Origin of the sequence: Dyella terrae (assembly GCF_022394535.1) — a bacterium.
In the GTDB taxonomy this organism is placed as follows: domain Bacteria; phylum Pseudomonadota; class Gammaproteobacteria; order Xanthomonadales; family Rhodanobacteraceae; genus Dyella.
Genome location: NZ_CP089414.1, coordinates 41,821 through 53,909 on the forward strand (window position 1 = coordinate 41,821; position 12,089 = coordinate 53,909).

Annotated in this window: 11 protein-coding genes; 3 read left to right on the forward strand and 8 right to left on the reverse strand. The window is 62.8% G+C overall.

The features are described from left to right. Positions 1–26 precede the first annotated feature (26 nt). Both DYST_RS00185 and purB read right to left on the reverse strand, forming a co-directional pair. Positions 27–515, reverse strand: coding sequence for a hypothetical protein (locus tag DYST_RS00185; protein ID WP_239949111.1), 489 nt, complete (start codon positions 513–515; stop codon positions 27–29). A 224-nt stretch (positions 516–739) separates the two neighbouring features. Then, positions 740–2,107, reverse strand: coding sequence for an adenylosuccinate lyase (purB, locus tag DYST_RS00190; protein ID WP_239949113.1), 1,368 nt, complete (start codon positions 2,105–2,107; stop codon positions 740–742). Between the two features lie 758 nt (positions 2,108–2,865). Between purB and DYST_RS00195 the strand changes: the two genes are divergently transcribed. Continuing rightward, complete coding sequence (locus tag DYST_RS00195) at positions 2,866–4,263, forward strand: class II fumarate hydratase (RefSeq protein ID WP_239949115.1); 1,398 nt, start codon at positions 2,866–2,868, stop codon at positions 4,261–4,263. Between the two features lie 56 nt (positions 4,264–4,319). On the opposite strand, the gene DYST_RS00200 is transcribed toward DYST_RS00195, so the two are convergent. The 6 genes from DYST_RS00200 to DYST_RS00225 form a co-directional block, all read right to left on the reverse strand. Beyond that, positions 4,320–4,883 carry a DUF2884 family protein gene (locus tag DYST_RS00200; RefSeq protein WP_239949117.1) on the reverse strand — a complete coding sequence of 188 codons (564 nt, stop codon included), beginning with the start codon at positions 4,881–4,883 and terminating at the stop codon, positions 4,320–4,322. A gap of 163 nt (positions 4,884–5,046) precedes the next feature. Next, complete coding sequence (locus tag DYST_RS00205) at positions 5,047–5,757, reverse strand: YggN family protein (RefSeq protein ID WP_239949118.1); 711 nt, start codon at positions 5,755–5,757, stop codon at positions 5,047–5,049. Between the two features lie 31 nt (positions 5,758–5,788). Further along, a complete protein-coding gene (locus tag DYST_RS00210; protein WP_239949120.1) occupies positions 5,789–6,754 on the reverse strand; it encodes a hypothetical protein in 966 nt (321 codons plus the stop codon). Further along, positions 6,751–7,608 carry an ABC transporter ATP-binding protein gene (locus DYST_RS00215; RefSeq protein ID WP_239949122.1) on the reverse strand — a complete coding sequence of 286 codons (858 nt, stop codon included), beginning with the start codon at positions 7,606–7,608 and terminating at the stop codon, positions 6,751–6,753. The genes DYST_RS00210 and DYST_RS00215 overlap by 4 nt, the downstream gene beginning before the upstream one ends. Further along, complete coding sequence (locus tag DYST_RS00220) at positions 7,605–7,991, reverse strand: GntR family transcriptional regulator (protein WP_199040181.1); 387 nt, start codon at positions 7,989–7,991, stop codon at positions 7,605–7,607. The genes DYST_RS00215 and DYST_RS00220 overlap by 4 nt, the downstream gene beginning before the upstream one ends. Positions 7,992–7,995: 4 nt before the next feature. Beyond that, entirely contained in the window at positions 7,996–8,319 is a 324-nt protein-coding gene (locus tag DYST_RS00225) for a hypothetical protein (protein ID WP_102305028.1), read from the reverse strand. A gap of 286 nt (positions 8,320–8,605) precedes the next feature. Between DYST_RS00225 and DYST_RS00230 the strand changes: the two genes are divergently transcribed. Both DYST_RS00230 and bcsB read left to right on the forward strand, forming a co-directional pair. Continuing rightward, positions 8,606–9,391, forward strand: coding sequence for an SDR family NAD(P)-dependent oxidoreductase (locus DYST_RS00230; RefSeq protein ID WP_239949124.1), 786 nt, complete (start codon positions 8,606–8,608; stop codon positions 9,389–9,391). A gap of 419 nt (positions 9,392–9,810) precedes the next feature. Further along, positions 9,811–12,087, forward strand: coding sequence for a cellulose biosynthesis cyclic di-GMP-binding regulatory protein BcsB (gene bcsB / locus DYST_RS00235; protein WP_239949125.1), 2,277 nt, complete (start codon positions 9,811–9,813; stop codon positions 12,085–12,087). The last annotated feature ends 2 nt before the right edge of the window (positions 12,088–12,089 follow it).

The following is a 12,089-nucleotide window of genomic DNA, read 5'->3' on the forward strand; positions in this document are numbered from 1 at the left end:
GTCTGTGGCCGGGCATCTGTACGGAATCAATCGTCGACGCCGAGTTTGCGCTGATTGGAAAGCCGAGGCTGCTCCTTCGTAAGCCGCTTTTGCTTCGGTTGCTCAGGGGTGTCCCACGGCGGGCCGCTGTCGCTGATCACCAGATCCTGCCTTCTTGAACCAAAGTGCTTGCGGACTTGACTCATCCAGTACGTGGGAATGAGGACGAGCGTAGAGGCAAAGGTCACCAGTGAGAACAAGAACAAATCGGGCTCATCGGCAAGCGTGACGATCCTGGCTGGCCTACCGAACAGGATGCGCTGCTCGGTGATGGCAATGAACGTCCAGTAGCACTCAAAGCACCATATGGGGACGAGGAACAGGCTGGCGATGATGAATCGTGTGCGTTGCCAGCGCATGGCAAAGACCGCGGAGGTCTCGCAGAGCTGAGCCCAGCGCGCGCCGAAGGAAAGACCCACCGCGCCAACGAGCGCCATGCCCAGCGTGGCGCCTGAAAGGAAGGCGATGAACACCATGATGATCCACACGGCACCATCACCCAGTCCCGTCCTGAGTGCATGGATGGAGACCATTAGCACCGGCGCGGAGACGCATGCCCAGGCCCAGCAGTATCGTGCCTGCCGATAGCGAAACGAACTGAGCCGTTCGTATAGCTCTCTTTGTGGTCCGAAGTGCATGAAGAGGCTCCTTCCTCCTGATGCGTAGAATGGCGCCGGCCCATGGGGCCGGCGCGTGTGGATCAGATGTCCTTGGCCAACGGCTCGGCCAGGCCGATGTAACCGCCCGGCGTCAGGTCGAGCAGGCGCTGTTTGGCGTCGGCCGGAAGGTCCAGGCCGGTGATGAAGGTGCGCATGGAATCCTTGGTGATGCCCTGGCCACGCGTAAGTGCCTTGAGCTGCTCATACGGTTCCGGCAGGCCGTAGCGGCGCATCACTGTCTGCACGGCTTCTGCCAGCACTTCCCAGCTGTTGTCGAGGTCGTCGGCAAGGCGATCGGCGTTGACCGTGAGTTTGCCCAAGCCCTTCTTCAGCGATTCCAGCGCCACCATCGTGTGGCCGAACGCAGTGCCCAACGCGCGCAGCACGGTGGAGTCGGTCAGGTCGCGCTGCCAGCGGCTGATCGGCAGCTTTTCCGCGAAATGGCCGAGCAGGGCGTTGGCGAGGCCGAAGTTGCCTTCGGCATTTTCGAAGTCGATCGGGTTGACCTTGTGCGGCATCGTCGAGGAGCCCACTTCGCCGGCCTTCAGCGACTGCTTGAAGTAACCCAGCGAGATGTAACCCCAGATGTCGCGGGCCAGATCGATCAGGATGATGTTGGCGCGACGCACCACATCGCAGTACTCGGCCACGCCATCATGCGGTTCGATCTGAGTGGTGTACGCGTTGTAATCCAGGCCCAGACTTTCCACGAAGCGCTGGGAAAAACCGCGCCAGTCCAGCTCCGGGTAGGTGATGGCGTGCGCGTTGTAGTTGCCCACCGCGCCGTTGATCTTGCCGGGAATTTCCACCGCCGAGAGCTGCTTGCGCTGGCGCTCCAAGCGAGCCACTACGTTAGCCAGTTCCTTGCCCAGCGTGCTCGGCGAAGCCGTCTGGCCATGCGTGCGCGAGAGCATCGGCAGGCCGGCGTTGGCGTGCGCGAGCTCGCGCAGCTTGGCGATGATGCCGTCGATGGCCGGCAGTAGCACCTGGTCACGCGCGTCGCGCAGCATCAATGCGTAGGACAGGTTGTTGATGTCTTCGCTGGTGCAGGCGAAGTGCACGAACTCCTTGGCCTGCGCCAGCGAGGTATCGTTGCCGATGCGTTCCTTGATGAAGTACTCCACCGCTTTCACGTCGTGATTGGTGGTCGCCTCGATGGTCTTGATGCGCGCGCCGTCGTCCACGCTGAAATCCACCGAGATGCCCTTGAGCTTCGCCACCTGATCCGCAGTGAACGGCGGCAGCTCGGCGATGCCATTGTCCGCACCCAGCGCCAGCAGCCACTCGATCTCCACGTGCACGCGGCGGTGCATGAGTCCGAACTCGCTGAAGATCGGGCGCAGCGTTTCGACCTTGCTGGCGTAACGGCCGTCCAGCGGCGACAGGGCGGTCAGGGCATGGGAGGACATTCGGGGTGTTCCGGAGGCGGGAAAGGGGAGATTTTACAACAGGGGCGGGGAGGGGCGGATTCGGGTTTTTTGCGGGGGCGCTTCCGCCTTGTCTCCCTTGTGCGGCATGGGTGGCCGGGACTCTCACTCCTTCTCCTCATTGAGGAGAGGGTTTGCGGGAGCAACCCGACCTGTTGCGATGCGATGTGTAGCGGAGCTACACGAGCCGTCTGCTTTCGCTTTTGATCTTCAGGTCCCCTGTGCGGCGGTGAGGGGTGGACGACAAGGCCCGCAGGGGAGTCGGCAAGGATGCCGATTCCTTTTCGCCGGGGCAGGAGCCCCGTCGAAAAGCCCGGACACCCCTCACGGACTGGCCGTCTTCACCGGCCAGCGCCAACCGGGGTGCCCTTTCTTTGGGTTACTTTTCTTTACTCCGGGCATCCTGCCCTCCGCCCTTCGGGCCGGCTTCGCCGTTCGCACGCGCTCCTGCGCGTGCGTGGGCATGCAAAGAAAAGTGACTCGGCCTCCGGTAGGAGGTCGAAACGCCCGCCGCGTGGGCGGCCAGGTCGACGAAACGCGACAACCGAGCGCTACCGCTACTGGATCCCTGCCTTCGCAGGGATGACGGCTAAAGATGAAACAGTGAGGCGAGCACCCACCCCTCACCCCAACCCTCTCCCCGGAGGGGATAGGGAGCAAACCACACCGGTCCCCCTTGGCGACTCCCTAACACGCCCCGACCTATATTCCCCAAATCCCCCCCGAGGAATCGCAAGGACATGAGCCAGTTCCGCATCGAACACGACAGCATGGGTGAACTCAAAGTGCCGTCCAAAGCCCTCTACGGCGCTCAGACACAACGCGCCGTCGACAACTTCCCCATCTCCGGCTTGCACATGCCGCGCGCCTTCATCCGCGCGCTTGGCCTGATCAAGGCCGCCGCGGCGGACGCGAATTTCCTGCTGGGATATCTGAAGAAGAACCAGGCGCATGCCATCCGTAAGGCGGCGTTGGCCGTTGCCGAGGGTGAGTACGACGACCAGTTCCCTATCGATGTGTTCCAGACGGGTTCGGGCACCAGTACCAACATGAATGCCAATGAGGTGATCGCCCACCTCGCCAGCCGGGCTGGCGGCAAGGTGCATCCCAACGATCACGTCAATTACGGGCAGAGTTCCAACGACGTTATTCCCACGGCCATTCATGTCAGCGCCACGCTCACCACTAGCGAGCAGTTGCTGCCTGCGCTCAAGCACCTCAAGCGCAGCATCGAGCGTCGTGCACGTGAACTTCGCAACGTGCCCAAGACGGGGCGCACGCACTTGATGGATGCCATGCCGGTGACGTTTGGCCAGGAGCTTTCGGGCTGGGCCGCGCAGATAGGCACCGCCATCGAGCGCATCGAAGACAGCTTGAAGCGCATGCGCCGCTTGCCGCTGGGTGGTACCGCCGTGGGTACCGGCATCAATGCCGATCCTAAGTTCGGCGCCTCGGTGGCGCGCGAGTTGAAGAAGCTCACGGGCGTACGTTTCGACTCCGCGGAGAATTTCTTCGAGGGGATGGCTGCGCAGGACGCCGCCGTTGAGCTCTCAGGCCAGCTCAAGACCCTCGCTGTGGCCCTGATGAAGATCGCTAACGATTTGCGTTGGATGAACTCGGGTCCGCTCGCGGGCCTGGGTGAGATCGAGTTGCCGGCGCTGCAGCCGGGTTCGTCGATCATGCCGGGCAAGGTGAATCCAGTGATTCCCGAAGCTACCGCCATGGTTGCCGCGCAGGTGATTGGCAACGACGCCGCCATCACCATCGCGGGTCAGTCGGGCAACTTCCAGCTTAACGTGATGCTGCCGTTGATCGCGCACAACCTGCTGCAGTCGATCGACATCCTGTCCAACGTCAGTGTGCTGCTGGCCGACAAGGCCATCGCCGGTTTCAAGGTGAACACCGCGCGCGTGAAGGAAGCGCTGGACAAGAACCCGATCCTCGTCACCGCGCTCAATCCGGTGATTGGTTATGAGAAGGGTGCGGCGACGGCCAAGCAGGCTTACAAGGAAAAGCGTCCGATCATGGACGTGGCGTTGGAAACCACTGGCTTGTCGAAGAGTGAACTGCAGAAGCTGCTGGATCCGATGGCGCTCACGCGTGGTGGCATTCACAGCGGAGGCGGTGGCGGCGGCTGATCTCCCGCCGCGCTGCTTTTGTGTAGGAGTGCGGTCTGTGCGCTCCTACCGTGGTGTCAGTGCTTGAGGCTCTTGCGACAACCTTCGACGTTGCGGTCGCTCAACGCCTGTCCATAGGGCTTGAACGCGTCCAGTTGGCCGGCGAGTTCGTCCTGCGCCGATTTCATGTCGGCCAGGTCGTCGCAGATCTTCGCAGCGGCCTGCTGCACATTCTGCGCGGCGGCCTCGGCCTTCTGGCGCGTTTCCTCGGCGCTGTCGGCGCCCGTGAGCTTGCCGGCCACAGCGCCCAGTGCCTTGGTGGCTGTTTCCGCGCCTGCCTTGCCGGTGGCGATGGCGTCGTCGTGCATCTTGAGCGCGGTGCCGTTGTAACGCTGCAGGAGTGTGTGTTGCGCGTCGTTCACGGTAACCGCCTTGCCATCGACGACCAGTTGGCCTTGCCGATCCACAGTGGCGGTGGGAGCGCCGGACACCTTGATGGTGACGACACCGTCGTGCAGCGTGATGTTGTTGCTGATTACATCAGTGCTCGCGCCGAACACCTGCACGTCATGGCCCGAATCACTGCATGCGGCGGTCAGGAGCGCTACGGTGAGTACGCAGGGCAGGTAGCGAAAAGACATGGCGGCGTTCCTGTGTGGTTAGGTTCGAAAGTCTGCGCGCGGCAGGGTCGGTTGAAAAGCTTACCCGCCGGCACTCCGCATCCTTGCGATACGTGTCGGCGGGATAAGGCCATCAGCTGCAATCACGTATACGGTGGAACTCGATGCGTGCCGGCCTTCAACGTCATTCCGAGAATACGGCTACGCCCGGCTTGCCGTTCTCATCCGTGTCCTTGCCGCAGTCGTCGACGTCTTTCTGCGTCATCGTGGCATAGGGTTGGAACGCGGGCAGAGCGGTGGCCAATTTTTGCTGGGAGGCCAGCACGTCCGGCATGTGATGGCACAGCTGGATGGCCGCCGCGCGGATCTTGTCGGTCTGCGGCTTCATGCTGGCCTCGATCTCCTTGTCGCTCCTGCCAAGAAGTGCGCCGACGATAGCCTTCTTCGCCATGCCGACACCCATGTTGGCGCTGCTCGCGCCGATGTCCATGCCGGCCAAGGCGATGCCGATGATTTGCTGGCGGTAGTCCACCAGCAAGGCGTGCTGCTCGGGAGTGGCATCGACAGGCTTGCCAGCGATCACCAGATTGCCCTGTGGGGTGATGACAGCCTTGGGAAGAGTGTCGCTGCCATTGTGAGGATGCTCGCCATCGTGAGGCTCTTTACCGATGTGGATGCTGGTGACGTCAATGTCCTGCGTAACCAGTTCCTGCTTGGCCTGTTCAATACCCTTCTGGATCTCCGCACCGATAGCCGATGGCGACGTTTGCTCCTGCACTTCCTTCGCGGCCTGAGCGGTGTCGCTGTTGCCGTCGTGGCCTGACTGGCTGCAGGCCGCCAGCGGCAACAGTAGGGTCATGGCGATGATGCTGCCGGCGATTATGTTGGTCTTCATCGTATGTCTCCCCTGCGAATGCGGTTGAACGTCAACTGTCGTCGCGTACCCGGCGGAACCAGATGGCGCCGGCGATCAGCACTGCACCCGTCAACACACCGATCCACAGGTTGGGCGAGGCAAGCAGGCCGTAGGTGTGGTCGGGTGAGAGGACGCCTAGCGGATTGTTGTCGCCGAGATCGTTCATGCCTTGCAGGCCGTGCTTGTCGAACACCAGGCTGGAGCCCGGGAACACACTGAGCAGGACGCGCTGCACGACGTTGCCCCAGAACCAGGCGGTGGGCAGGTTGAACAACCCCATGATGCCGAACCAGCTGACCAGCAGACCGAGCACCACCGGCACCGCCACTGCCCACAGGAAGGGCTTGCTGCGTGCACCGGACGAGCAGAGCATCAACCAGCCGATGGCAGGCATGGCCCACAGCGCGTACAGCGGGATGTTGCTTACCAGCGACACGATGGCGCGTATCGGATGGGAGAGCGTGAGCAACTGCCACGCGTTGACGCCGTGGAACGACAGCACGATGGCGAACAGGATCAGCTGCAGCAGGCCGCAAGCGATGCTCACTACCACCGCGATGACTGGCGCGACCAGGGCTGCACTAGCCACCTTGGAAAGCACTGTGCTGGTGTTGGAGACGGGCAGGGACTTCCAGAACAGCACGCTGCGGTCGCGGCGATCGTCATAGAGCGAGCCGAGGCAGTAGAACAGCACCACGATGCCCATGACGATGCCGATCATGCCCATCGAAGAGATCATGGCCACGTCGGCTGCTGCGCCGACTTGTGCCAGGTCGCCGGCATCCGCGTTGCGCATCATCATGCCGATGTCGTTGCCGCCGATCTGCATGCCGTGGCGGGCGCTCATCACTTCCGCGGTGATGATGGCCATCACGTTGAGGATCAGGAAGACGCCACCGGTCACCACGGGCGCCCACAGAAAGCCGCCACGGTGTTCCCAGAACTCGCGCTTCACGAGCCAGTAGAAGGTTTTCATGCGTAGGTCCCCTTCATGGTGGCGACAAACAGGTCGCTGACGGTCGGTCGGCGCACTTCGCCCATGCGTTCCAGCGTGGCACGGTCGGCGCCGTCGAACAGGAAGATGCTCTTGCCGAATACCTGTCGCTCATCCAGCGGCTTCATGTTGCGTGCGGTGGCGGCCTGGTCGGCGCTCACCATCACCTCGACGAATCGTTCGCCCACGGTATCCATATCGGTATCCAGCACGATCTTGCCGTCGCGGATGAACATCAGGTCGGTGAGGATGTGTTCGATCTCCTCGACCTGGTGCGTGGTCACGATGATCGTTTTGTTCTCGTCGAAGTAGTCTTCCAGCAGGCTCTGGTAGAACTGCTTGCGGTAAAGAATATCCAGGCCCAGCGTAGGCTCGTCCAACACCAGCAGGCGAGCGTCGATGGCCATCACCAGGGCGAGGTGCAACTGCACGATCATGCCCTTGGACATCTGCTTTACGCGCTGGTTGGGCGTCAGTTTGGTGCGTGCCAGGAAGGCCTCGCACTTGGCCCGGTTGAAGCGTGGGTGCACGTTGGCTACGAAATCGATCGCCTCGCGTACCCGGATCCAGCGCGGCAGCACCGCCACGTCGGCGATAAAGCACACCTGTTCCATCAGCTTGTCGCGCTGGGTGCGTGGATCAAAGCCCAGCACGTTCAACTCGCCTTTGAAATCGGTCAGGCCGAGGATGGCCTTCAGCGCGGTGGTCTTGCCGGCACCATTGGGGCCGATCAGCCCCACGATGCGGCCGGACTCGATGCGGAAGCTGACGTCGTTCAGCGCAAGCGAGTTCTTGTAGGCCTTGTTAAGGCCGCTAGCCGTCACGACCGCGTTCATGATTGGCTCCCTTCCGGACCGGCCGGGCTTTCCGGCGCCTCACGCATGAGCGTTTTCAGGTCCAGCCCGAGGCGCTGCAGTCGGGCAAAGAGCGCAGGCCATTCCTCGCGCAGGAACCGCTCGCGCTCAGACTTGAGCAGCGCTTCCCTGGCTCCATCGATGACAAACATGCCCAAGCCCCTCCTTTTTTCAACCAGTTGATCATCGACCAGTTCCTGATACGCCTTTGACACGGTGAGCGGATTGATTTGGAAATCCGCAGCAACCTGGCGTACTGACGGCAGCGGGTCGCCCTCGTTCAAGGCGCCGTCCAGAATCATCGCCACTACGCGTTCACGGAGCTGGCGGTAGATCGGGACGCTGTCGTTCCAGGTGATGGTCATACGGTTATTCCTTGCTGATACGGCCGAACTTGCTGCTGCCAAACGAATAGTAGGGCATGGCCAGCTCGCTCCCGAGCACCGCCTTGGAGGCGGCCACCGGCGACAGCAGCGGGGAGACGGTCAGGGTAGCCATGCCGGCGTCGGCCAGCAGAGCGGCGGCGCGCATGTCTTCAGCCGTCGGGCGGACATCGACCGGGGCCAGGTTGATGACCTTGACGCCGTTGATCTCGCTGACCGGGAGACTCTTGACGTTGGAGTGGATGGCGGCCAGGCCTACTGTAGTGAACAGGGCGGCGGCGGTCAGGGCTAGCAGGTTATTCGCTTTCATGGCGGCACTCCTTTAGTGACCTCGTGGACCGGTGTTGTAGTGAACTATAACACCACATCTGAAGACGTCAATGGGTAGGTTCTAAATTCGCAACATGACTGATGGCCTATAAGCCTGAACGGGGTCCGGGCGCGGCCTGGGCCCGGAAGCTGGCGCTTATGGTCCCGAGAAGGGCGAGGCGACGGCAGGGCCGCCCATCAGCCATCGCAGGTGACAGGCATCACCTCACGCCGGCTCCGCGATGCGCGTGATTCAATGGCGCACCACCGCGCAGAGGGAACGTTTCATGGATGCAGGACTGGCCGGCCACGTTGTCGTTGTCACCGGAGCGAGCAAGGGCATCGGCCTAGCCTGTGCCATGGCCTTCGCGCGCGAGGGTGCGAAAGTGATCGGCGTATCGCGCAATCTGGCGCACCTGCATGCCGCGCAACACGACTTGCAGCGCGAAGGCCTGCATATGGAAGTCGCAGCGGCGGATCTGAGCGAAAGCGTCGCCGCGCAGATGGTGGCGGAGTACATCGAGAACGAGTTCGGGCCCATCGACGTGCTGGTGAACTGCGCCGGCGCGGCACGGCGCACGCCGGTCGCCGATCTGCACGCTGATGCGCTGCGCGACACCATGCAAGCGAAATACTTCACCTACATGCACATGATCGATCCGGTGATCCGGCACATGGCAGCGCGTGGCCAGGGCAGCATCGTGAATGTGGTCGGGCAGGGCGGCCGGCAGGCCAATCCGTTGCATATCGGCGGCGGTGCCGCGAACGCGGCGCTGATGCTCGCCTCGGTGGGTTATGCCAACGCCTATGCGGCCAAGGGCGTGCGGGTGAACGTGATCAATCCCGGCATTACCCGTACCGGGCGCGTGCAGGAAGGGCTGGATGCCGCCTCGCGGGCGAGTGGGCGCGCCACCGACGATCTACTTGCCGAGCAACTGACGGAGATCCCCATGGGGCGCATGGCCGAGCCACGCGAGATCGCAAACGTCGCCGTGTTCCTGGCTTCGCCGTTGGCCAGTTACGTCACGGGTGCGGTCATCCCGATGGATGGCGGCAAGACCAGCGTCATCTGAGCCCGGTACGGCATCGTATTTCCCTGCGTCACGCTGACGGCATCGTGTTTGCCGAAAACGTACATGCCTATGTTGTTCACGTTCCTTTTATGCCGTTTTCTTTAATCGTTTCCTGCGAGCGACGATGTTTGTTGCGCTGATGTGTGAAGTCGGCTCATGGCTGCACTTCACACATCGAGCATCCATCTCGCCATGTCTCCGTTGACTCGGTATGTGTCGACCAGGATGTGCGGGAACGTCATCGTTGGAAGGGGCATGAACGTGGAAGCGCTGCGGCGGCGTGCTTGATGCAATAGCGTTGCGCCAGGAGTTTCTGCGGATCGTGTGGCTTCGTTGGCAAAGGCAGGAACGCAGGACCGGGTTGGTTTTGTTGGTTGGCCCGTGTCGTGGCGTTCCGTCACTGACCCAAGGGACATTCCATGCGGCCATTACGCCATGTTCGGTTGGGTTTATTGCTACTGGGCTGTTGCATGGTGCTCGGCGCCTATGCGCTGGCGCCCGATAGTCCGGTCCAGCCCGCATCCGCGGCATCCACGGCTGCGCCGCAGGCGCTGGATGCCACGGCGACGCACACAGCACCGGTCGGTGTGCCGCGCGATCTGACGCTGAAGCAGATGGGCGGCTACGGCGCCATCAAGCTGCGTGGCCAGGATCCCAACGGCACGTTGAACGTTGCCGTGCGCAATGACGAAGTGGTGACGGGCGCGAAGCTGCACCTGGTCTACACCTACTCGCCATCGCTGATCTATTCGCTGTCCCACCTGAAGGTGTTTCTCAACGGCGAGGTGGTTGCCACGTTGCCGATGGATAAGGAGACGGCCGGGCAAACGGTTACACGCGATGTCGATCTCGATCCGCGCCTGTTCACCGATTTCAATCGCATCGGCGTGCAGATGATCGCGCACTACACGCTCGATCACTGCGAAGACCCGTACCACTCTTCCTTGTGGACCGACATCAGCCCTGACACATCGCTGACCCTGACCACATCGCAGATCAGTTTGCCCAACAGTCTTGCGTTGCTGCCGGCTCCGTTCTTCGATCGCCGCGACAACCGGACGCTGGTGGTGCCGTTCGTGCTGCCCGCGCATGCCGACGTGCCGACGTTGCGTGCGGCCGGCGTGGTGTCGTCCTGGTTTGGCGCGTTGGCGGGCTGGCGCGGCGCACGTTTCCCGGTGGCGCAGACACCGCCTGCCGATGCGCATGCCATTGCGTTCGCGCTGCCCAATGCCATGCCCGAGGGCGTGAAGCTCGACGAGATCAAGGGCCCCACGGTGATCGTGATGGCCAACCCGGCCAGCCCACCGGAGTCGGGCCGCAAACTGCTGGTGCTGGCAGGCCGCGACACCAAGGAACTGCAGGAAGCGGCCAACGCGCTGGTGCTTGGCCAGGTCGGTATGTCAGGCGATCAGGCCATTGTGAAGTCAGTAGACCTTGGCCCGGAGCGCCGCCCGTACGATGCCCCCAACTGGGCGCCGGTGGATCGGCAGGTCACCTTCAAGGAACTGGTGACCGATCCCTCGCAACTGGAAGCCACCGGGTTCAATCCACCGCCGATCCGTGTGGACATGCGCCTGCCGCCGGACTTGTTCGCGTGGGCGCGTCACAGCGTGCCGCTGAACGTGCGTTACCGCTATACCGCGCCCTCCAGCTACAACGACTCGGTGCTCAATATCGGTGTGAACGATCAACTGTTGCGCTCGGTGCGCTTGCGGCCGGCGGACCCGTCGGGCGTCGAGCGTCAGTTCAACGTGCCGCTGCTGTCGGGATCGGAGGCGCGCGGCTCGGAAGAAATCCGCGTGCCGTCGTTGCGCATTGGTGCCTCCAACCAGTTCCAGTTTCAGTTCCACATGGATTCGCAGAAGACCGGCTTGTGCGTCTCCGCCGCCACCGACAGTGCACGCGCGGCGGTCGATCCGGATTCGAGCGTCGACTTCAGCCAGTTCGTGCACTACACGGCCATGCCGAACCTGACGTTCTTCGCCACCAGCGGCTTCCCGTTCACGCGCATGGCGGATCTCGCCGACACCGCCATCGTCATACCGGATACGCCCGACGCGCGCGAAGTGGAAACCATGCTTGCCATGCTCGGCCAGATGGGGCGTTGGAGTGGCCTGCCGGCCCTGCGTGTTTCGCTGGTGCCTGCCAGCGCCGTGGATTCGATGCGCAATCGCGATCTGCTCGTCATTGGCACCGGTACGGCCGGCGAGCTGATGGCGAAGTGGGGCAAGGGGCTGCCCATGCTGATCGAGCGCAGCGAGAACGACCTGGCCTTGCGTGAGCCGAGTGATCGCGGGCAGGTCAGCGGCGCAGTGGGGCGTGCGGCCATGAGCGTCAACGGGCCCACCGCGGCGTTCGTGGCGTTCCAGTCACCGTATACCAAGGGCAAGAGCGTGGTGGCGCTGGCGGCCAACTCGTCGGATCGCCTGAGCGATTTGCTGGACGTGCTTGGCGACGACGCCAAGGTGGGCGAGGTACGTGGCGACCTTACCGTGGTGCGGCAGAAGATCGTCGTGGGGCTTACCGTGGGCGACACCTACTACGTTGGCCACCTGCCATGGTACGCGTGGTTGTGGGTGCATATTTCCAGGTACCCGGCACTGATGGCGCTTGCGGGCATCCTGGCGGGTCTGTTCGTGGCCTTGACGGTGTTCTGGGCCTTGAGCCGGCTTGCCGCGCATCGCCTCGAAAGGTGAGC